This window comes from Nitrospinota bacterium (assembly GCA_016208975.1).
Classification (GTDB): Bacteria; Nitrospinota_A; UBA7883; order UBA7883; family JACRLM01; genus JACQXA01.
In genome coordinates this window covers 1,730,287-1,751,308 of record JACQXA010000004.1, presented here as the reverse complement: position 1 = coordinate 1,751,308, position 21,022 = coordinate 1,730,287, and the positions used below count along the sequence as shown (strand labels likewise).

Annotated in this window: 22 protein-coding genes and 1 tRNA gene; 7 read left to right on the top strand and 16 right to left on the bottom strand. The window is 57.1% G+C overall.

Going from position 1 to position 21,022, the window contains the following annotated elements; translation table 11 throughout:
• The first annotated feature begins 149 nt into the window (after positions 1-149).
• Entirely contained in the window at positions 150-986 is an 837-nt protein-coding gene (locus HY751_12110; protein MBI4667139.1) for a DUF5610 domain-containing protein, read from the top strand.
• A gap of 61 nt (positions 987-1,047) precedes the next feature.
• Here the strand turns inward: HY751_12110 and truA are convergent, their stop codons facing one another.
• Positions 1,048-1,803: a tRNA pseudouridine(38-40) synthase TruA gene (gene truA, locus HY751_12105; protein ID MBI4667138.1), complete on the bottom strand. Its 756-nt coding sequence runs from the start codon at positions 1,801-1,803 to the stop codon at positions 1,048-1,050.
• Between the two features lie 253 nt (positions 1,804-2,056).
• Here truA and HY751_12100 point away from each other — a divergent pair, with 253 nt between their 5' ends.
• Positions 2,057-3,016, top strand: coding sequence for a M23 family metallopeptidase (locus HY751_12100; GenBank protein MBI4667137.1), 960 nt, complete (start codon positions 2,057-2,059; stop codon positions 3,014-3,016).
• A 92-nt stretch (positions 3,017-3,108) separates the two neighbouring features.
• A complete protein-coding gene (gene pgsA, locus HY751_12095; GenBank protein ID MBI4667136.1) occupies positions 3,109-3,663 on the top strand; it encodes a CDP-diacylglycerol--glycerol-3-phosphate 3-phosphatidyltransferase in 555 nt (184 codons plus the stop codon).
• A 22-nt stretch (positions 3,664-3,685) separates the two neighbouring features.
• Here pgsA and HY751_12090 read toward each other — a convergent pair whose 3' ends face one another.
• The 10 genes from HY751_12090 to HY751_12045 form a co-directional block, all read right to left on the bottom strand.
• Positions 3,686-4,306 carry a PEGA domain-containing protein gene (locus tag HY751_12090; GenBank protein ID MBI4667135.1) on the bottom strand — a complete coding sequence of 207 codons (621 nt, stop codon included), beginning with the start codon at positions 4,304-4,306 and terminating at the stop codon, positions 3,686-3,688.
• A gap of 62 nt (positions 4,307-4,368) precedes the next feature.
• Complete coding sequence (locus HY751_12085) at positions 4,369-4,953, bottom strand: hypothetical protein (protein ID MBI4667134.1); 585 nt, start codon at positions 4,951-4,953, stop codon at positions 4,369-4,371.
• Between the two features lie 5 nt (positions 4,954-4,958).
• Positions 4,959-6,167 carry a hypothetical protein gene (locus HY751_12080; GenBank protein ID MBI4667133.1) on the bottom strand — a complete coding sequence of 403 codons (1,209 nt, stop codon included), beginning with the start codon at positions 6,165-6,167 and terminating at the stop codon, positions 4,959-4,961.
• On the bottom strand, positions 6,164-6,748 hold the full coding sequence (locus tag HY751_12075) for a hypothetical protein (GenBank protein ID MBI4667132.1): 585 nt from the start codon (positions 6,746-6,748) through the stop codon (positions 6,164-6,166). Before HY751_12075 ends, HY751_12080 begins: the two co-directional genes overlap by 4 nt.
• 166 nt (positions 6,749-6,914) lie before the next feature.
• On the bottom strand, positions 6,915-8,177 hold the full coding sequence (locus tag HY751_12070; GenBank protein MBI4667131.1) for a DUF1615 domain-containing protein: 1,263 nt from the start codon (positions 8,175-8,177) through the stop codon (positions 6,915-6,917).
• A 25-nt stretch (positions 8,178-8,202) separates the two neighbouring features.
• Entirely contained in the window at positions 8,203-9,456 is a 1,254-nt protein-coding gene (gene rmuC, locus HY751_12065; protein ID MBI4667130.1) for a DNA recombination protein RmuC, read from the bottom strand.
• A gap of 59 nt (positions 9,457-9,515) precedes the next feature.
• Positions 9,516-9,590, bottom strand: a tRNA-Gly gene (locus HY751_12060).
• A gap of 104 nt (positions 9,591-9,694) precedes the next feature.
• Positions 9,695-10,312 (bottom strand): Holliday junction branch migration protein RuvA, encoded by a 618-nt coding sequence (gene ruvA / locus HY751_12055; protein MBI4667129.1) that lies wholly within the window; start codon positions 10,310-10,312, stop codon positions 9,695-9,697.
• Positions 10,309-10,797: a crossover junction endodeoxyribonuclease RuvC gene (gene ruvC / locus HY751_12050; protein MBI4667128.1), complete on the bottom strand. Its 489-nt coding sequence runs from the start codon at positions 10,795-10,797 to the stop codon at positions 10,309-10,311. Before ruvC ends, ruvA begins: the two co-directional genes overlap by 4 nt.
• A gap of 4 nt (positions 10,798-10,801) precedes the next feature.
• Complete coding sequence (locus HY751_12045) at positions 10,802-11,554, bottom strand: YebC/PmpR family DNA-binding transcriptional regulator (protein MBI4667127.1); 753 nt, start codon at positions 11,552-11,554, stop codon at positions 10,802-10,804.
• Positions 11,555-12,004: 450 nt separating this feature from the next.
• Here HY751_12045 and HY751_12040 point away from each other — a divergent pair, with 450 nt between their 5' ends.
• From HY751_12040 to HY751_12030, 3 genes are all read left to right on the top strand, one after another.
• Positions 12,005-12,403 (top strand): DoxX family protein, encoded by a 399-nt coding sequence (locus tag HY751_12040; GenBank protein MBI4667126.1) that lies wholly within the window; start codon positions 12,005-12,007, stop codon positions 12,401-12,403.
• 190 nt (positions 12,404-12,593) lie between these two features.
• On the top strand, positions 12,594-14,222 hold the full coding sequence (tadA, locus tag HY751_12035) for a Flp pilus assembly complex ATPase component TadA (GenBank protein ID MBI4667125.1): 1,629 nt from the start codon (positions 12,594-12,596) through the stop codon (positions 14,220-14,222).
• 20 nt (positions 14,223-14,242) lie between these two features.
• Positions 14,243-15,433, top strand: a complete 1,191-nt coding sequence (locus tag HY751_12030; GenBank protein ID MBI4667124.1) for a type II secretion system F family protein — start codon at positions 14,243-14,245, stop codon at positions 15,431-15,433.
• 2 nt (positions 15,434-15,435) lie between these two features.
• Here the strand turns inward: HY751_12030 and HY751_12025 are convergent, their stop codons facing one another.
• From HY751_12025 to HY751_12005, 5 genes are read right to left on the bottom strand one after another with little or no spacing between them, the layout of a single operon-like run.
• Entirely contained in the window at positions 15,436-15,825 is a 390-nt protein-coding gene (locus tag HY751_12025; GenBank protein ID MBI4667123.1) for a PilZ domain-containing protein, read from the bottom strand.
• A 47-nt stretch (positions 15,826-15,872) separates the two neighbouring features.
• Positions 15,873-16,526: a flagellar motor protein MotB gene (locus HY751_12020; protein MBI4667122.1), complete on the bottom strand. Its 654-nt coding sequence runs from the start codon at positions 16,524-16,526 to the stop codon at positions 15,873-15,875.
• Between the two features lie 2 nt (positions 16,527-16,528).
• Positions 16,529-17,353, bottom strand: a complete 825-nt coding sequence (locus tag HY751_12015) for a MotA/TolQ/ExbB proton channel family protein (GenBank protein MBI4667121.1) — start codon at positions 17,351-17,353, stop codon at positions 16,529-16,531.
• Between the two features lie 24 nt (positions 17,354-17,377).
• Entirely contained in the window at positions 17,378-18,595 is a 1,218-nt protein-coding gene (locus tag HY751_12010) for a DUF342 domain-containing protein (GenBank protein MBI4667120.1), read from the bottom strand.
• A gap of 10 nt (positions 18,596-18,605) precedes the next feature.
• The gene (locus tag HY751_12005; protein ID MBI4667119.1) at positions 18,606-20,072 is read right to left on the bottom strand and encodes a hypothetical protein; all 1,467 of its coding nucleotides are present in this window, start codon (positions 20,070-20,072) and stop codon (positions 18,606-18,608) included.
• Positions 20,073-20,394: 322 nt separating this feature from the next.
• Between HY751_12005 and HY751_12000 the strand changes: the two genes are divergently transcribed.
• Positions 20,395-20,655 carry a hypothetical protein gene (locus HY751_12000; GenBank protein MBI4667118.1) on the top strand — a complete coding sequence of 87 codons (261 nt, stop codon included), beginning with the start codon at positions 20,395-20,397 and terminating at the stop codon, positions 20,653-20,655.
• Positions 20,656-21,022: the final 367 nt, after the last annotated feature.

Sequence of the window (21,022 nt, the reverse complement as noted above, 5' to 3'; positions counted from 1 at the left end):
GCTTAACCTGCCCTCCCCCAACCGCCGGGGCGTAAAACCTCCGGCGGCTTTATTTCCCCCCCTCACCCGCCATCTTTCGGCTGTATCATTAAAGTTGTCTCCTCCATTACCGATAAAAAATTAAGAAGGATACAAACCAGGGGGTAGCTATGACCAGCATTGAACCGGGAGGGGTTCGTCCCTCTTCCGAAGGAAAAGTGAACCTGTACGACCTAAAGGAGCTGAAATCCGGCCAGGGCCAGGGTAAAAGCGAAACCCCGGCAAAAAGCGACAGTGTGCAATTAGACAATGTTATTCAGAAACTTGTGGAGAAACTGAGGAGCTTTTTCAGTTCCGGCAAAATGGCGAAAGACCAGTTCGCCCAGTCCATATCCGAAATATCCATCCGCGCCAATGTGAAGCAGACATTCGAGGGCTCCATTCAATCCCAAGGCGCCGATGGCTCAAAAGTGTCCGCCTATTACCAGCAGACCACCGAGGCCAGTGTGCAGATAGACATCCGCATGAAACAGGCCGTGGATGTGGCCGAGGCCCAGGCGGCGGCGATGGAGGCTAACCCTTACAGCCCCGAGGCCACCGCCCAGCGGATAACCGATTTCGCCTTGAGTTTCTTCCCCATGTTCGCCAGCCAGCGTAAGGACTTAAGCTACGAAGAGCAGGTGGACGAGTATCAGAAGATGGTGGAAGGCGCCGTGGACAAAGGCTTTAAAGAGGCGCTCCAGATATTGGGAGACCTGCCCACCGAGGTGGCCGATGGCGTCAACAAGACCAAAGACCTGGTGAGCCAAAGCCTGTCCGCGTTCTTCGATTTCATGCGCGCCAACCCCCAGGAGTCCAAGGATGCCGCCAGCGGCGGAGTATGGAAGAATTTCGTGGACGACTTCTTCGCCACCCGCCGGGAGGAGGCGCAGGCCTCCGCAGGCAATGAGGAGGCCCAGGAAAAAGGCCTCAAGGATAACGAGCAAGTTGAGGGGCAGGCGGGTTAAATAAAGCCAGTTACCTCCATGAAAACTCCCTGGCCTCTTGGCGGGCCGGGGAGTTTGTCTGTCAGTATCTAACGTCTATCAGGGAAAGCCCTTCCGCCGGGGCGCAGGGGCCTGCCAACGCCCGGTTTCTCGCCTCCAGGATAGTGTTAACGGCGCCGGGCTCCATTTTCCCCTTGCCCACGTCCACCAGAGTCCCCACCATGTTACGAACCATCTGCCTTAAAAACCCGTTGGAGGTAAACCTTAACGTGACAACATCCCCCGCCCGCTCAATAAAGGCCTCCGTTATGGCCCTTACGGGATGTTTCGCGGAACATCCAGCCGAGCGGAACGATGAGAAATCATGTTCTCCAAGCAGGGCCAGGGAACCGGCGCGCATGGCTTCCACATCCAGGCGCCGGTGGATAAGCCAAGCCCTCCCTATCAGGAAGGGGGACCTTATCCTTCTGTTGAAGATGGTGTAACGGTAGGTCTTCTCAATTGCGGAAAAACGTGAATGCCACGTTTCCGGCGTTGTGGAGACCGCCAACACCGCCACATCGGCAGGCAGAAGGGAGTTGAGGCCATTTAATATCTTGTAGTCCGGGAGCCTGGTGGCCACATCGGCATGGGCCGGCTGGAACTCGGCGTGCACTCCGGCGTCGGTCCTGCCAGAGGCGTGGAGGCGGGCGTGATGCCCAACTATTTTCTCCAGCGCATTCTCCACCACCTCCTGGATGGACAGGGCGTTGTCCTGCCATTGCCACCCGGCGTAATTTGTCCCGAGATATTGCAGGTCCATCCGGATGCGCCGCTTCAAAAGCCCTTCGTCACTCATGGAGATAATTAATAGCGGGAGCAGGCGGCGAAGGCAAATAAAACCTTAAACCGGCCGCTCCGGGCGGGAGTAGAAAATGCTTGACCCCTTGGTTTGAATGGGATATAAATTTCTGAACGTGCGGGGCCCTCATTCCGTAATTGGCGCAAAAACAATGCGGAGCCGCATGCCAAACCGAAGGGGGTTTTTTTGAGGCGCATATCTCTTATTCTCAAACACGAACATTAAACAAGAGCCTGGGACTACATTTAGGATGAAGCGGGTAAATTTAGCTGAGCTCAAGGAGCGGTTTAGAGGGCTCCTGTCCAGGAAATATACCTTTATTTTCGTGCCCGATGTCACCGGCAGGTTCATCCGGTTCTCCACACCCAAAGCGGTAGTAAAGGGCGCTGTGGGGCTGGTGGCCGTGATTGGCGTTTGTTTCGCGTTGTTCTCTATCTCCATCCTGAAAAAAGCCGAGGAGCTTTCGGAGCTTAGGGACCTGCGCGGCGTCACCGTCAGCCAGAAGCTGGAGATACAGCAGTTCTCCCAGAAAATGAAAATGATCGAAACCCAGCTTTCCCGGCTGGAAAAATTCGACAGGAAGCTCAGAATCATCACCGCCCTGGAAAAGCAGACTCCGTCCACTTCCGATTTCGGGCTCGGCGGCCCCACCATGGACAAGGATGTGGATTTCTCTTCGGCCACCGGCAGGCTCAACCAGTCGGTGATAGACGGGCTCAACAACGACCTCAACCAGATAAAACAGCAGGCCGAGACCCAGGAGATAAGCTTCTTCGAACTCGACGAGCATTTCAAAGAACAGTCCGCCATGTTGTCCCACACGCCGTCCATCTGGCCGGTGCGGGGCTGGATAACCTCCACTTTCGGTTACCGCCGCTCCCCTTTCACCAACATGCGTGAATTGCACGAGGGGCTGGACATCGCAACTCAAAACGGTTCGCCGGTGGTGGCTCCCGCTTCGGGTATAGTTGTTAACGCGGGCATTCACCGCGGGTATGGCAATATGGTCGAGATCGACCACGGTTACGGCGTGTCCACCCGTTACGGGCACAACTCCAAGCTGATGGTAAATGTGGGCCGCAAGGTAAAACGGGGTGACGTGGTGGCCCTTGTGGGTAGCACCGGCCGCTCCACCGGGCCGCATCTGCATTACGAAGTGCTGTTAAATGGCGTGCCGGTAAACCCGTACAGGTATATACTGGAAGACTGATACCGGCTTTTGATGGAACCCGGGCGGGCGGCATTGGCGGAAACGCTGGCCGCCTTTTTCTTTATGTACCCCGTTTTTAGAGGGGCGGACAAATGCTAGAACTTAACCTGCCAAACAAAATCACCCTGTTCCGCATATTCCTTATACCCCTGGTGCTGGTGTTCCTCATAACGGCCTCGTTCTGGTCGTGCATGGCGGCGGCGGTGGTGTTCGGCCTTGCGGCGGCCACCGACTGGCTGGACGGCCACATGGCCCGCGTAACAAGCCAGGTAACCTTGCTTGGCAAACTGCTGGATCCTGTGGCGGACAAGCTCCTGGTGCTGGCGGCGCTGGTGCCCTTGGTGGAGCTGGACAGGGTATCGGCATGGATAGTGGTGGTTATCCTGGGCAGGGAGTTCGCCGTGTCCGGCCTGCGCATGATAGCCTCGGCCCAGGGCATCCACATAGCCTCCGGCGCTTCGGGCAAATACAAGATGGGGGCGGAGATAACGGCTATCCTTTTTCTGATACTGGATTTTAATGCCCTGTTCCACTTCATAGGGCAGATAGCCATCCTTACCGCCATGGGGCTTGCGATAATCTCCGCCGTGGATTATTTCGCGCAGTTCTGGAACAAACTGGATCCGGAAAAGCTCAACGAAATGTAGTGGGGTCCGTAAAGCCCGGCGGTTATTTCACCTTCACGCTTTCGGTGGTTTCCTTTTTACGCGTGCTTTCAGAAACCAGCGCGGGGTTTATATAAAGCCCGTTATAGGCTTTCACCGGTTTCTCCCAGGAAAGATACCCTTCCTTGGAGATTCTCATGGAATGGACGCCTTCCTTCACCATAAGCTCCACCGGGGTGGAGCCAACATACACCCCGTCAATCTCGATGTCGCTTCCCGACGGGTTCGACTCCACCAGCACCGAGACTTTCCTGACCACATACGGCAACGGAGCCGTGGTGACTGCCGTGGGCTCGCCAACGGGTTTTTTGGAGAGGTTAAGGGCCGACTCCGCCCCACCGCCTGTAACCGGCGGCACAGGCTCCGGAGCCTTTTCAGCCGGGGCCGGGGTTGGTTCCTTGGCCCCCGTGGCGCCGTTCTTCTTTTTGTCCGCGTTTTTTTTCGCGGTGCTTTTGGCCAACCGCTCCGCCGAGGCGGTTTTTGGCTTGGTCTCCGCCGCCGGAGCCTTTTCGTTCACCGCGGCCTGGGCGCCGGGCGTCACGGGTTTCTGCTCCACTTCTTCAGCTGGGGCCGGAGCCGCGCCCAGGACAAAAAGGGCCAGAGCCGCAACCGCGATTGACTTCATTTTTATATCCGCCTTTTTCGCCGTGTATTTTCCATTCATGATTTCGACCTTCGCCACTTAAGTTAAAAAGGCGACTCGCCGGTGAGCAGTTTTTCGAGTTCCTTGTTCATTCTCAACGTGTAGGAACACGAAGAAAGCACCAACGGGCTGTTTATATCTATGAGCCTGGCGTTGATGATGAGCGATTCGGCCGTGGCGACGTATGTGCCCGCCAGCACCGCCCGGGCCTGGGTTTTTCCCAGCACCTCGCGTGCGTCCCGGGAGAGGATCATCTCCCCCATCTCCTCGCGGAAGAAAATGTCGCGCCCCTTGCGGATCTCTGAAACCGTGAACCCGGCCAGGTGCAGTTCATTTAACAGCCGCTCGGCTATCACCCTGCCGAACACCGATGTCTTGTTCAGGTTGTTCAAGTCCACAAAGGTTGTGACTATTATGGGCTGGTTTAAAACCTCCCGGCTCCGGAGCTGGTCGTAAATGGTGTGGGCCAGGAAACGCGCCCCGAAAATGTCCCCCTTGGATTGCGCATAGCCGGAATCCCCCACCATGGTGGCGCATGAGGCCAGCGGCCCCGCGATCACCGCCAGCAAGGCCATGGCGCGCAGGAGGCCCGCCGCTTTTCTTAATGAGCCGACCGCAGGTTTTATCATCACCGTTAATATCCTTCCACCGTTTCAGCCGGGGTGATAGTGGTCACTTCCCGCTCCAGTAACGCCGTAATGAATTTGTTTTTCGGCGATGCGTCCACCAGTATATCGCCCACCCCCACAACCTGGCGGTTTTTCGGGAACACCAGCCTCCCGCTCACCACAACGGTTTCACCGGCTTTGGTGTATGTGCCCACCAGCACCGCGTCGGCCCCGCTGTTTTGCATAAGCCTGTGGGCCTCGCGGGAAAGCCCCATCTCGCCAAGCCGCACGTCCACCAGTATGTCCGGAGTGGCCCTCAGTTCCATCACGCGAAAGCCCAGCCCCGAAAGCTCGTTTATCATCTGCTCGCCAACGTACCTGCCGAAGGTGGCCGCCTTGTACATGTGGTTAATGTCCACGAAGGTGGCCACGGCAACAGAGCCGGATTTGCCGACACCTGAGGCGGAAGCGGTCTCCGCCACTCTGCCGGCCATGGTTTTAAGCATGCCGTGAAGAACATCGGAATACGGGTCCACTTCCGGCAAAACTTTTTTGCGGATGGCTATGTCCCCGGTCATGGAGGCTCCGCCCGCCGCGTCCTCGTCTATTATGGCCGCAAGGAACTTGTCACCCCTGATGTCCATCATGGCCGAGGCGCTGGCCAGCACCGACGAGTCTTTGATCCCCACAAGGCGCACGTTTATCAGCACCTGGTCCTTGCTCCGGGAGAATGTGCCCACCACCACCGCGTCCGCGGCGAACTCGGCGCCGATCCGCTTCACGTCGCGGGACAGGGCGAACTCCCCCTGGTTCTCCACCACGTTATAATCGGCGGTCTTCCTGGCCTCCACCACGCGGAACCCGGCCTTGTCCATCTCCGTCATCAGCTGTTCGGTTATCAGGCGGCCGAAGCTTGTGGGTTTTTGAATGTTATCCACGGGAGTTATGGTGGTCATCAGCGCCGTCACCCTGTCTTGCCCGTTTCCCTTCACGCGGCTGGCCAGCTGGTCGGCTATATAGCGCATTTTCCACACAAACCGCTGGGTATAAACCTCCGCGAAGGGGGGCCATTGGCTTGAAGATGCGTAAGGGTCCTGCTTGTAATTGGTGCTGGGATTCAAGCTCCCCTGGAAATCCGGTTCCTTGCGATAGGGGTCGCATGAGGCCGTCAATATAATGACGCTTATGGCCGCCATGGTGGCGGCGGACTTTTTAAAGGAAACGGGATTTTTCATTTTCCGCCACTCACTTTTATCATGGGCATTGTCCTGGTGAGGTTCCTGCGGAGAAGCTCCGCCAGGGCGTCGTTCCCGCTGATATAAGCCACCATCCTGCCCACAGACATTACCTTGGTCGTATCCACGTTGAGCAGGCGGGCGTTTACCACCACCTCATCGCCCACCACAGTATAAGACCCGGCCACCACCGCGTCCACCTTGGCGGTTTTCATTATGTCCGCGGAGTTGCGGGTTAAATAGAATTCCCCCTTATCCTCCGTCACCTCCACATCTTTCCGCTGGCGCCACTCGCGGACCTTGAACCCCAGCCTGTAAAGCTCCTCGCCCAGCTGTTCGGCGAAAAACCGGCCGAAAGACGAGGTTTCCCCCATACGGTCCAAGTCCACGAAAGTGGCCACCGCAATGGTCCTCTCTGTGGGGTCGAAATCCCTCATTCCTGTGACAAGGTCCAGGGCCACTTCCCTGATTTTCTTGTTCAGGGACTCGGCGGGGGAGCTGGATACAGCGGCAACCTCGGCTCGATGCAAGGCGGCGCAAGCGCCAAACCCCGACAACGCCAGAGGTAAAAGAATAGCCATTGCCAGACGCCTTAAGGTTATGGCTGAAACAGGCGCGCTGTTAATTTGAGTGAATATTGACGCTTTTTTCACAGAATTCAGCCTAATTTTCGTTAAATTATATTAAACAATCGGCGCTTTCGTAAACAAACTTGAGCTTTTTTTCAATCCGGGCAAAGAATCGCATTCACATCCCGCCATCATCTTCCTGCCCCGACGGGCCTGAGCGGGCTATGCATGAGACGAACCTGCGGTTGACCCGCTCAACGAACCATTCGGTAGTAAGGTTGCGTTTGCTCTTGGAAGTCTGGAGCTTTATTTGCGGAATTGTGGCCCGGATGGCGCGGCGGCCCGTGGCAATGGGGTCGGCCAGGGCATAGACTCTCGTGTAGAGGCCTGTGGCGGCAAAACCGGCGCTTTTCTCCATTTTAAGATCTCTGAGTATCTCAGGACGCGTCAACCCAAGGCGGCCGGAAATCGACATCAGGGCGCGGAAGGTTTCGCCGGTCTCGGGATTCCTGGACATAAGGTCGCCATCCAGCGCGACGGGAACGCCGGAAAGCATCGAAACCACAGCCTGAAAGGCGGCGTTGCGGCTACTATAATGACCGGCGTTGAAGTCCGCGAACCTGTAACGCATTTCGTTGTAGGGCGCCAGATAGTCCAGCAGGTGGGCTACGCCGAAATAGACACCGCCGCGCCTTGTGAAAAGCTCCCGCCGCATACTTCCTTTTATCGCATATGGATAGGGCTTGAGCTTGGCGTGACGCTCGGCGTATTCGACATTCACCTGCATGGCCCCGGCCGTTCGCACGGGATTGAATCCGGCCAGGATGCCTTTCCCGCCTGGCAAATCCTCGAAGACTTTGCTTAAATCGTTCTCGGTCCTGCTTGAGTCTATGCGTTGCCTGTATGTGCGTTTGTCGGGCGAGGTGGAATCAAGGACGATGTCTATCATGGATTGGGGAATGCCATGGCGCGCGCGCCGCTCCTCAATCTCCTTCCAGGCGATGGTGGAAAGACCCGGCACCGCCGGATCCGCCTCGAAAGATGATTCCTGCTCGATGATGGCTACGACACCACAAAAGTTCCGGTCCGTCGGGGCGACGCTGAGCGCGGAGAACGCCGTGAAGATGTCCGTCGCCCATCCATCGCGGTCTTTCACATAAGACGGAAGTAGCCTGGCGACCATGGCGCGCCCCTCTCCGGCGGATGGGTATCTAAAAGGCGCGCGTTCCTCCGGTTTTCCGGCCTGCTTTTCCTCTTCTTTTGCCGGGGGCTTCTTGGGCTTCTTCTCCATTTTTTTCTTGGGAAGTGTTTTCACAGGCTTTCCCGTATCCGGTCTTACCGTGGCGCTTTCCTCCGTTTTTCCCATGGAGACGCACGAAGCCAGCCACGAAACGGCTAACGCGCCGCAAACCGTCTTTATCAATAACGCTTTAAATTTCATTAAGGATGATGGAACCGCGCGGGTATCAATTCTTGGCTTCGGCGTTTTCTTCGCCAGGGGGTTCGTCGAGTTTCTGCGCCCGGCCCAGCGTTTTGGTAATGACCCGGGCGCGGCTTTCAACATCGTCCATGGAGGTGGCGGCGTCTTCTATCTTTTTCCGCGTGCGGGCCAAAAGGTCGCCGAACTTGCCAAACTCCACCCGGAGCGACTCCACCACGCGCCACACATCCCCGGCCCGTTTCTCCACCGCCAGGGTCTTGAATCCCATCTGCAGGCTGTTCAACAGCGCCGCAAGCGTCACCGGACCGGCTACAACCACCCTGAACTCGCGCTGTAAACCCTCCGCCAGGCCGGGCCGTCTCAGGACTTCAGCGTACAACCCCTCGGTGGGCAGGAACATGACGCCAAAATCGGTGGTATGCGGCGGTTCAAGATACTTGTCGCGGATGCTTTTGGCGAAGGTCTTTATCTTTGTCTCCAGAGACTTGGCCGCCGCATCCGCCCCCGCCGGATCCCCTTTATCCTGCGCTTCCACAAGACGGATGTAATCTTCCACCGGGAACTTGGCGTCCACCGGAAGCCATATGGAACCGTTGTCTCCAGCGCCCGGAAGCTTTATGGCGAACTCCACCCGTTCATTGGACCTTGGCCGGGTGGCGACGTTTTTTTCGTATTGTCCAGGGTGCATTATCTGCTCCAAAAGGGCCTCCAGCGCCACTTCGCCCCAAACGCCCCGGGTCTTCACGTTGGCCAGCGTTTTTTCCAGCGAGCCTACGCTGGCGGCGAGGCTACGCATTTCCCCAAGCCCCTTGTGGACCTGCTCCAACTGGTCGCTCACTTGCTTGAAAGCGTTGCCAAGCCGGCTTTGCAGGGTTTCATGAAGCTTTTCGTCAACTATACCGGTTATCTTCTCCAGCCGCGCCGAGTTCTCATCCTGCATGGCTTTCATCTTCATATCGAGGCTCTGGCGCGTGGATTCAAGCTCTTTCCTGAAACCGGCGAACTGGTTTAAAACCCCTTCCAGATTCTTCTCCGTAAGGGAGGCCATGTTCGTGACCTGTGAGAAAAGCGAATCGCCCATCGCTTTAACCGAATCCCTCTGCTCCCCCCGCAGGCGGGAAAATTCCTCGGGCAATAGCCTTTCAATGCGCTCCTGCCCTTTTTCGAGGAGATAAATGTCCTTTCCGGCGGATCCGTCACGGCTTCTGTAAAGGTAGAATACGAGGGCGGCGAGAATGACGCTGATCAAGACCGGCCCGGCGAAAATTAGTTGATCCATGCTTTATAGCCAGCAGGGGGGCGCGAATAACATGATGCCGCCGCGCGGTTTGTTGGATTTGGAGCGGGTGAAGGGATTTGAACCCTCGACTTCAACCTTGGCAAGGTTGCACTCTACCACTGAGTTACACCCGCGAAACAACGAAAGTTAATTCTATCCAAACAGGCCGCCTTGTCAAGCAAACATATTTCATTTTTGCAAAATCCGGCGCGGTGCGGTTTTTTATCCGTTTCCACGGCTATTTCCCCGCCGATAACAGCTTCAACGCCTCCCGGATGCCGTCCTGAACGCTGTCTACAGCCCGGCCACCGCTTTTTCCATTGAACGCCTCCCTTGCGGCCCGAACAGCCTCGGCCCGGCCATACCCCAGGGAAATGAGCGCCTCCACGGTATCGTTATTTAACGCGCTGGTTCCTCCGGAAACGCCGGAGCCCCCGACAGGGGCGAAATCCGCCGCTGAGAGCTTGTCGGCAAGCTCCACTATAAGCCGTTCGGCGGTCTTCCTGCCAATGCCGGGTATTAGGCTTAACCTGGCCACGTCCCTGTTTTGCACGGCGTTGGCGAACTCCTCGCATGGCATTCCGGAAAGGATCGTTATGGCCATTTTGGGGCCCACCTTGTTCACCCCGATGAGTTTCTCAAACACTTCCCTTTCCCGCGCCGAAATGAATCCAAAAAGGTTTATGGCGTCTTCCCGCACGGAAGTGTGGACGTGGAGGGAGACGGCCGCCCCCTCTTCAGGCAAAACATAATATGTTTGCAGGGATATGAAAAGCAGGTATCCCACCCCCCCGGCTTCCACCACGGCGTGGGCCGGTTTTTTCTGGATCAGCCTGCCGCTGATGTGAGCTATCATTTGGCCTGCCCCAGCGGGCCGGTATGGTTTATATGTGTTATGGCGATGGCCAGCGCGTCTGATGCGTCCAGCGGCTCCGGGTTTTCTTTGAGCGCCAGCGCATGGCGAACCATCACCCGCACCTGTTCTTTTTCCGCCTGGCCGTAGCCTGTAAGGGTCTGCTTGACCTTCAGGGGCGAATATTCCGACACCGGCAAACCCGACTCCTCCGCTACCAGCATTATCACCCCCCGGGCCTGCCCCAGCTTTAACGCGCCCCTGGGGTCTTTGGCCACGAAAGTCTCCTCCAGCGCCAGTTCGTCCGGTTGGTGAGACCTTATCACCTCGCGCAACCCCTCGGCGATCTGCCGGAGCCTCTTTGGCATGGGCGCCTTGGGCATGGGGCGGATAACCCCCCAGGCATGGCACTTTTTCACTCCCTTTAATTCGGAGACAACGCCATACCCGGTTACCATGGTTCCTGGATCCACCCCTATTACCTTCATGGCGTCAGGCGGTGGCCCTTTCCAGTATCTCGTCGGGGATGTCGAAGTTGGCGTGGACTTTCTGCACGTCGTCGTGATCCTCCAGCGTCTCCATGAGCCGCAAGACTTTTTTGGCGATATCCTCCGAATCCACCTTCACAGTGTTTATGGGGATCATGCCAAGTTCCGCCGACTCCACCTTCACACCCCGGGCCTCCAGAGCGGCTTTTACGGCTTCCAGGGCGGCGGGGGGGGTGAATATGTTGAAGGTGTCGCCGCTGGTGTCCATATCCTCGGCTCCCGCGTCCAGGGCGATCTCCATCACCGTGTCCTCCGAAGCGCCCGCTTTGTCCACCACCACCTCGCCTTTTTTATTGAACACCCAGGAGACACAGCCGGTCTCCCCCATCTGGCCTCCGGCCTTTCCGAAGATGTTGCGGATTTCCGCCACGGTGCGGGTCTTGTTGTCGGTCATCACTTCCGCCATCACCGCCACGCCGCCAGCCCCGTAACCCTCGTATGTCACCTCCTCGTAGGAGACGCCGGGCAATTCCCCGGTGCCTTTCTTTATGGCGCGGTCTATATTGTCGGCTGGCATGTTGACCCCCTTGGCCTTGGTGACGGCCAGCCGCAGGCGCGAGTTGCCTCCAGGGTCGCCCCCGCCAAGGCGCGCGGCCACGGTGATTTCCTTTATTATCTTGGTAAACAGCGATCCGCGCTTGGCGTCCACAATCTTCTTTTTATGTTTTATCTGCGCCCACTTGGAATGACCGGCCATGGCCTGCTTTAAAAACCTCCTGATCTTGGGGAAATTGTTCGAGGCAATATAATACCACCATCCGGAGCCTTATCCCGCCTCGCGCCCGCCAGCGGTTTTTATCCACCACGCCCAGGCTCGTCCACTCCCATGGAATCGCCAAATCCTGGTAGTGTCCCAGTTTGAATCCCAAATAATATACAGATCCTTCACTTCGCTTGCGCTTCGCTCAGGATGACAATGTTATCAACGGCTTTTATATTGTCATTCTGGGCGTAAGTGAAGAATCTCCCCTGTACTTTCAAACCGGGACACCACCCAAATCCGCGCCGGATTTACAAGGTGGGTTTATAATATTTATATTGTTGATAGTCGCTCAACAGCGGGGGCGGGTGAGACGACCCGGCGTTTTATCCAGCTGGCGTGTCGGGCTGGATAAGCGTTGAATGATCTCTCTAGGAGGACCGAGCCATGAAGTACGCGGAACTCTTGGGGCGGATATTCTTCTCCGCCATCTTCCTTATGTCGGCCCCCGGCCATTTCACCGGCGGGCTGGTTCCATACGCCCAGTCGCAGGGTGTGCCATTGGCCATCATCGCGGTGCCATTGTCGGGGTTGCTAGCCCTGGCGGGAGCGTTGCTCATTATCCTTGGTTTTAAAGCCAGGTATGGCGGAGCGCTTATTGTGCTGTTCCTGGCGCCAGTCACCGTCATGATGCATAACTTCTGGGCTGTCACCGAACCCATGGCAAGACAGATACAGATGATTATGTTCATGAAGAACCTTTCGATGATGGGCGGGGCCTTGTTGATAGCCTATTTTGGCGCCGGACCCTTGAGCATGGACGCTAAAGTAAAACCTAAAGCCTGACTTGGCTTAGCGTCAGGAAATACGGCGGCGCCTTTGCGGGGCGTGACCGGCCATGCGGGGCGGCCGGGCAGGTAAAGGGGAGTTTTGCGTCCAACAAACCATATTATTGCCGGAACCCACGGTTTTGGGTTAACATTTCCCCGTTGAAATACGCCGGCGCCTGCCGGCATTTCAGGGGGCTTAATCTTCCATGATCACTGGCAAACGTCTGGGGGACATCCTTACCGAATCCGGAGCGGTTACCGCTGAACAGCTGGGCCGCGCCCTTGTGGAACGGGAAACCAGAGGTGGCAGGCTGGGCCGGATAGTCGTTTCCATGGGTTTTTTAAGCGAGGAAGAGCTTACCCAAATTCTCTCCCGCCAGCTGGGCGCGCCCATGGCCGAGCCGGAACTGGAAACGCCTTCCGAAGATTTACTCCGGCTCATCCCCGAGTCTTTCGCAAGAAAACACCTGTTGGCGCCCATCGGCAAACCCAATGGCGCAGTAAGGGTGGCCATGGCCGACCCGTTGGACCTGCTTGCCCGCGATGAGCTGGCGGCCAGGGTCTCGCTTCCTCTGGAAGTCTCCATCGCAACCGAAAAGAAGATACTGATGGCCATCGATAAAACCTACGCCCGCCCCATAGTTTGCGAACCCGGCGCGGTTTCCGGTTCGTTTGTGGAGTCTGGTTATAGCGGCGCAATTGAGTCGTCCGGCTGGGAGGCGGAACCGGTCTCCAGCCTTGTGGAGGGGATAATCCGCCGGGCGGCGCTGGAGGGGGCTTCGGACATCCATCTTGAGCCGGATTCAAAGAACCTGAAAGTCCGGTACCGCGTGGACGGCATGATGAAATCCGCCGGAGCCCACCCTGCCCGGATATGCTCTGCCGTGGCCAGCCGGATAAAGATAATGGCCGGACTGGACACGGCGGAGTCCCGTGCCCCCCAGGACGGAGGGTTTAACCTTACGCTCGAAAGCGGCCTGGTGGAGTTCCGCGTGTCCACATTCCCCACCATCAACGGCGAATGTGTGGTCCTTCGGTTATTGGCAAGAAGCGGCGAAGCCATGACACTGGCCGAAACCGGCATGGGAGGTGTTACCCTCGAGAGATTGCTGGAATCATTGAAACACCCATGGGGATTGGTGGTGGTGACCGGCCCTACAGGCTCCGGTAAAACCACAACACTTTACAGCGCCATTAGCCTGTTAAACTCCCCGGAGCGCACCATCGTTTCCATTGAAGACCCGGTGGAGCGGCGCATCCATAATGTGCGGCAAACCCAGGTGAACATCAAGTCGGGGTTAACTTTCTCCCGAGGGTTGCGGTCGGCCTTGAGGCAGGATCCGGACATCATAATGGTGGGAGAGATCCGCGATCCGGAAACCGCCGAGGTGGCTGTGCAGGCGGCCATGACGGGACATCTGGTGCTAAGCTCTTTGCACACGGTGGACGCGGCTTCGGCTTTTACAAGGCTGACAGACCTGGGGGTGGCGCCATATAAAGTGGCGGACACCGTGAAATGCGCCGTGGGCCAGCGGCTGGCGCGGCGGGTATGCCACCGGTGCGCGGGCAAGACGGAAGCCATGGCAAACTGCCCACATTGCGGCAAGACAGGCTACCGGGGAAGAACCGGGATTTTCGAGCTTATACACTCCGATGAAAAGCTCAAAGGGCTTATCCTTTCCCGCTCCCCAGCGTCGGCCATTAAGGATTACGCCGTTAAATCCCAGGGGATGGACACGATGCGGGATGACGGGCTTCGAAAGGTGGGGTATGGCGTTACCACCGTCGCAGAGGTGGAAAGGGCCACATACACACCCGGCCTGTCCATCTGTTAAACCATACAAATAAAATAGCCATGCCTGTTTTTAAATACACGGCCAGGAACCCGGCGGGCATGAAGCTGAACGGCTCCGTGGCGGGCATCTCCGAGCGGGAAGCGGCGCTTACGCTTGTCAGCCGCGGGATTTTTCCCTCTCGGCTTTCGGTGGATTCAACCGCGCCCGAGAAAGTAAAAGATGACGACCTGATCATCTTTACTGAACGGTTGGCCTCTTTGGTTTCCGCCGGTGTGCCGCTTATCTCCATTCTGGAAAATCTTGAAACCCAGAGCCTCGGAAGGTTGCGCCAAACAATCCAGCACATGCTGGTCAGCGCCAAAGAGGGTAAGCCTCTTCACGAATCCATGGCGCAGGCGTCAGACGTGTTCCCCGGATTTTTCGTGGCTCTGGTAGCGGTTGGGGAACGTACCGGCAGGCTGGAGAGGGTTTTAAAGGAACTCACGGCCATGCTGGAGCGGCGGCGGGACTTGAAGGAAGCGGTGGAAGACGCGGCGCGATACCCGAAAATAGTCCTGACCGTGGCGGCGGCGGGGCTAGTGGCCTTGATGGGGTTTGTCATACCACGCTATGCGGCCATTTTCACCCAGGCTGGCGTGCCCCTCCCCTTGCCCACCCGGGCCCTTATTTCCATGGACATCCTAATTCTAGGCTGGTGGCCATATCTTTTAAGCGTGGCGGCTGTGGGGTACTTGCTTATCAGGCGGTGGTTGGAGCAACCGGCCGTTAGAGCCAAAGTGGACGAATGGATCCTCCACATTCCCGTTATGGGCCGGATAGCGCTAAACTCCGCGCTGGCCCGGTGGGCGGACGCATTGGGCAACCTTTTGGCCGCTGGCGCGCCGATAATAGAGTCCATCGAGTTTTCCGCCAAAGCGGCGGGAAACTCAAGTCTTGAAAATCCGTTGGTCACAATACGGGCTGGAGCGCTGGAGGGGCTTTCCCTGGCCCATTCCATGAAAAGCATCAACTTACTGCCCCCTTCCGCCCTTCAGATTATCGCCGCCGGTGAAGAGGCCGGGGCGCTGGACGGGGCGTTCTTCAATCTGCGGGGTTATTTCATCCGGGAGGCGCAAAGGTCATCCAAAAAAATTTCCGCCTATGTGGAGCCAGCCCTTATCCTGGGGGTGGGGCTGGTGGTGTTTTTCCTGGCGCTGTCTGTGTTCCTGCCGATGTGGGACATGGCCTCGCTGGCCAGAAGGGGCGGATAGCCCTATACCACCGTCTTGCCCCTGGAGATTATAAAGCTCACCATCTTGTCCTGAACGGCTTCATCTATAACCAGGTACCTTATCATTATAAGGCTTACCGGCTTGCCGTTAATGGTGTCGTCTTCCCGGCGCACAACCTCCGCCGTGGCCACAACCGGCTCGTCGCTGAAAGGGAATTTTATCTCCAATAACAGCAGGGTCTTTGCGGGCAGAGGTTTCCCGATATGAAGAGCCGCTCCCCCGCCCGAGAAGTTGGCCCCAACACCTTTGAACCATGGGGACACCTGGTATTGTCCCTCGCCGGTCCTCTTGGCGAACTTGTAACGGACGGGGGCCTGGTAATCGAACCGGAAAAACGTCCGCTTATCCGCCCCCGCGTCTTTTTCTCCCATTATCGTAAAATCCCCCAGCCGCTACGACATTCCAAACTATCCGGCCGTCAGAGAGTCTCCCGCAGGATGACTAACTCCACCCGGCGGTTCTTGGGACGGTTTTCCGGTATCAGGGCGTAGCGTGGTTTGAACTGCGCGTATCCCACCGCGGCGAACCGGTAGGGCTCCAGCCCAGCCTCGTCGATGAAATAGCGCACCACCGCCGTGGCCCGCGCCGAGGACAGCTCCCAGTTGCTTGGGAATTTCTCCATCTGCCCCACGGTATCGTCGGTATGCCCTTCCACCAGCACCTTGTATTGCGTCCCTTTTATAATCTCCCCGACCCGCCGCAGAAACCTTTTGATGTCAGGCTTTATTTCCGCCGACCCGGCGTCGAAAAAGAGGTCTCCCTCGGCGAACATCACAAGCCCCCGCGTGTCGGATGTCAGCTGGACCTGCCGGATAAGGTTGTTATCCTGGACGAATTTCTGAAGTTTCTCCTGGGTAACTTCCAGCCCCGTTTTCCTGTCCACCAGCGACTTGCCCCCCAGCGCGTCGCCGATCTTGGACAGCATCCCCAGGTATTTTTCCTCCTGCTGGGAAGTAAGGGCGAAAAGCATTATGAAAAACGTAAGCAGAAGCGAAAGAAGGTCGGAAAAGGTGATCAGCCATATCCCCGGATCCTCGTCGGGAACATCCTCGTGATGTCTCTTCCTGGCCACGGCTACTCCTGTTCCGCGGTTTGGACGGCTTTCCGCCTGCTATCCTTGAGCAGTTTGTCGTAGTACGCCGCGCGAAGCTCCGGCGGCAGGAAGGAGTTTAGCTTGCGCTCGATTATCCGGGGGTTCACCCCGCCTTGTATCATCAGGATACCTTCGATGATGATCCTGTTCACCAGCATTTCGTCATCCGACCGGGAACGGAGCTTTTCGGCAATGGGGATAAAGAACAGGTTGGCCATGGTGGCGCCGTAAAAAGTGCCGATAAGACCCACCGCCATCCCTTGCCCGATGGCCTTGGCCGCCCCTTCGGTTTGAGTTCCAAGGTTTTTTAACATCGCCACGAGGCCTATGAGCGTGCCTATCAAACCGAAAGCCGGGGAAAACCGCGACGCCGCGCGGAACATGTGCTCACCTGCCCGGTGGCGCACCTGCACAAAATCAAGTTCCGTCTCCAGCACTTCCCGCACAATGTTGGCGGGCTGTCCGTCTATCACAAGCTCCAGCCCCAGTTTTATAAGCCGGTTGTCCAGCCTCTTTATGTCTTCCTCCAGGGCCAGCAACGATTTTTGTCTGGCCTTGAACGAAAGCTCCACCATGAGCCTTATGGCCCATGAAGGTTTCTGCATGTCCATCTTGAAAATCTGGAGGAGTACGCCAGTGACTTTCATTATGCGCGGAAGGGGATAGGAGATCAGCAGGGCCGCCGCCGTGCCGCCGCCGACTATCATCACCGCGGGCAGATCCCAGAATATCCTAAGCCCCCCCTGCTGGATGATGGCGTACAGGAAAAGCCCAACGCCAGCGATGATCCCAAGCGCCGTGGTCAAATTATCATCTCCTCAACAAACTGATTAAAACATCACGGGCTGAACCGCGCCGTCTTTTAGGATGAACCGCGCCCGCTCATACTCCCGGTCCAGGGTAATCCCCACGCCCAAGATGGATATAACCACTCCGGGGTGGGCTATCTTCTCCACCTTCAGCGTCGCCGTAGGGCAAGCCTGCTCCTCCGCCCCGCCATCCTCTGTTTCCGGCCCGGCGGCCACGCGCTCTTTTTCACTTATTATCGAGATTACGGCCCCGCCCAGATCCTTGAAATACTGCTGGGACGGCTCGTCCATTCCTTCCACCTTCCCGTCCCGCATAATGTCGGAAAGGGTGAACACGGCGGCCAACGGGTCCTCCAGCGGAATCCGCCCAAGCCCCGCAAGATGTTGAGAAGCGAACTTGGCTTCCAGCTCTTTCTCCCGGATGGTTTCCCGGCTTTTCTCCATCTTCGCTTTCCGGCCCTCCCGCAGACGCGCCTTAAACGGGTTATCGCCCAGCGTAATCTCCGTGGGGGACGCCCCTTCAGAGCCAATAACCGGAGCGGAGATCAACTCCCGCGCCCGGGCCGCGCCTCCCACAAGGCTCGCCCGGCCCCGCAACACTATCTGCGAACCGGCGCTCAAATCGCTGTTCATAACAGGCCCGTCCACCACAATGGAGCCGTGGGCCTCCAGTCGGCCCAGCTGGACGTATGTCGAATATATGTTCTTGCCGGACTGCGCCACCCCATCGCCACCACCGGCAAAACCGCCTTTCAAAAGTATGTTGCCGCCGGCTTTAAGGCTGGCCCCTTCCATCAAACCCAGCGTCTCCACGTCACCGCCGGATTCCACGCGGTACCCGCTGGTAATCCCTCCGTGGATCCTCACTGGAGAACCGGTTTCTATGTTGCCTGTCAAAGGGCCCACATCCCCGAATATCTCCATGATCTTCGTCACTATCAGGGTTTCATCCCTGGCGCTCAAGTAGCCGTCCACGGTGGCGGCCACAGATTGCGGCGGCTCCTTGACCATGGAAAGCCCCCCCTTGAGCAAGTCCTGGGTTGACACCCCGGCGGGCAACGGGAACCTTACCCCCACCTTCTTGTCCGGATGAACAACGCCCGCTTCTATCTCCCGGGCCAAAACCTGGCCTGAATTAACTTTTATGGGCCGCGTTAAAAACTCCGAAAGCCTAAAATACCTGGTCTTCTTTATTACCGTTTCATCGAACGGTATTATGAATTCCAGTTCCAGACCCATCGGCTCTTGATCAGTCTCTGACCAGGGAGGCCAGGGCGTTGAAATAAGCCTTCCGTTTTTCCAGGTATTCGGCGATCTGGTCCCCGGCGCCGGGGCTCAACCGCTCGAACACAAACCTGGCCAGTGTTACGTCGTTGACGCTGAAGGAAGATTCGGCCACGGCCACCGCCCTGAAGGAAAGCGAGGGCTTCCAGGGCCTGTCCACTTCTATAAGAAAACGCCCGCCTGTAAGAGGCGCGTCGTCCATGGCGGCCTGAATATAAGAATCCCCCAGCCTGGCGCATACCGCCCCTATCCTGGGGGCCGCCGACGCCGTGGGGGTGGTGTTATCCTCTCCGGTGATTTGGACCAGCGCCTTCTCCAGCCGCTCCAGCCTGCCGGTAAACACGGTGAAAGCCTGCCTTGTGACAGGGTCCAGCCCGCCGCTTATCACCGAGTCGCTCAATCCAGGCGAGACTTCCTCCCCCGCGCCCACAGCCGCGGATATTTTACCGGCCTCCTGTTCCCCCAACGGTGTCACAAACAGCCCGAAGAAATCATGAAACTCCTGCTCAGCGCCGGTGTATCTGACTTCAGGCACAAATAATACGGCTGTCTCTTCCTCCTCGGGTTCGGGCCGGGGTTCAGGCTCCACCCTTCTTTTTCTCTCTCTTGCGGGAGGGGGAACTATAATCGTGGTGTCGTCTATATCCCCCAGGTCAAGGCTGACGTCTTTATTGACCTCCAGCCCGGAAAGCTCTTCGTCCAGCGACTCCAGATCATCATCTCGAGCGCCCATGAGTGGCGGTCCCCCGGAATCCTCATCGTTAAGGGCGTCACCGGGGCCGCCCGCCAGGGTGGACTCTATATCCGCATCCAGCTCAGCCTCCAGCTCGCTTGTGTCTATTTCCGGCAGGTCCTCCAGTTCAACCCCGGCCACCATGGGTATGGAAGCCTGCCGGTTGTCCGGCTCCTCTTCTTTGCTTAGTTCTTGTGACGTTATCCCCGGTATGGCCGACAGGTCTTCCTCCAGATCCACATCCAGCGGCTCTTCAGCCTGCGTATCCAGGGAGTATTCGCCCCGCGCTGGCGCTGGAGGCTCCACCTCTAGACTTTCCGTCTCCTCCGGCGCCGTGAGGACGGTTAAATCCTCGTCTATCTTTTCTATCTCATCCAAGGGAGCCGGGGGCATCTTGCGCCGCGCCTCACCGGAGATGGAGAAAGGCTCCCCGGTAATTCCCAGGATCACCAGCGGGAAGGATTGTTTCTGGTTGAGCCTGGCGGGGGTAATCCATTGCTCGCCATCCGATTCGCTGAAAAGGTAGATGTCGTCCCCCGCGTCCAGGGTTACCCTGCTCTTGTCGTTGTTGGAGATGACGATGGCCACCAGGTTGTCTTTGGTTTTTTTCACGAGGCACACGTAGCCTTCGTCGCCAGGGTCTGGCGTAAGCCTGAACTGTATCTTCTCGTTGACCTCGAACTTGAAACCGTCGCTCACTTTGTACCTCGGCCAGAATTACTGTTCGGCCCGCCGGAGCGAAAAAAAACGCCCCATGGCCCGCCCGGGCTTGTTCTTCCCTCATTTCAAAGGGATTGGCTCACGGGCAATTCATGTTACTTCCATTTCCGGCTCTTATCAAGAAGCAAAAGGCCAGTTTGTTAAGGTGCGTTACAATCGTCCGGAATAGGACAAGGCCAGCGTAAAAAGCGCTACAATTTGGTGTTTTCAGCGGTATTATTGTATATTGATTAGTGAGGGGTGAGGGTTAACCTTTCAGGAGCCGGAAATGGCAGACCAAAATTATTATGATTACTCGAAAATGAGTAATGTAAAAGCTTACGATCCCGCGAAGGCCAATCCAGGGAAGTTCAGCCGGAACACAACTACGGACCGCGCCAACCAGGCCGCCAAGGACCGGCAGGAAGCGCAAGCGGCGCAACAGGCCCGGGCCGACAAGCAAAAAGCCCTCACCACCGCCAAGCAGTCCGTAAAAGGCGCGGTAGCCGGAGAGCTTGGGAAAAGTTCCGGATTGGGCGACCTGATGAAGGGGTTGGGGGGCTCCATCTCCACAAAGGCTTAATCAGCGGCCAGTAGCTCATGAGCCTAAGAAAGCGTGGGAAGGGTGTGCCCGTTCTCTCAAGACGCTCCTCAACTTTTTCGCAAGAAACATTAAGATCGCAGGGAAGTTTTTTGCTCCCCTAACCTGGCGCCAGCTGAAGAATCGGTAGTGTCTCAGTTTGAAATTACAGGGGAGATTCTTCACTTACGCTCAGAATGACAATATAACAGCCGTTGATAACATTGTCATCCTGAGCGAAGCGCAAGCGAAGTGAAGGATCTGTCTATTATTTGAGATTCAAACTGAGACACCACCGAAGAATCCAACGGCTTTACATACGGCGCTTGCCGGGAGTAAAGTTAACGCATAAAGGCGAATAGGGAATCTC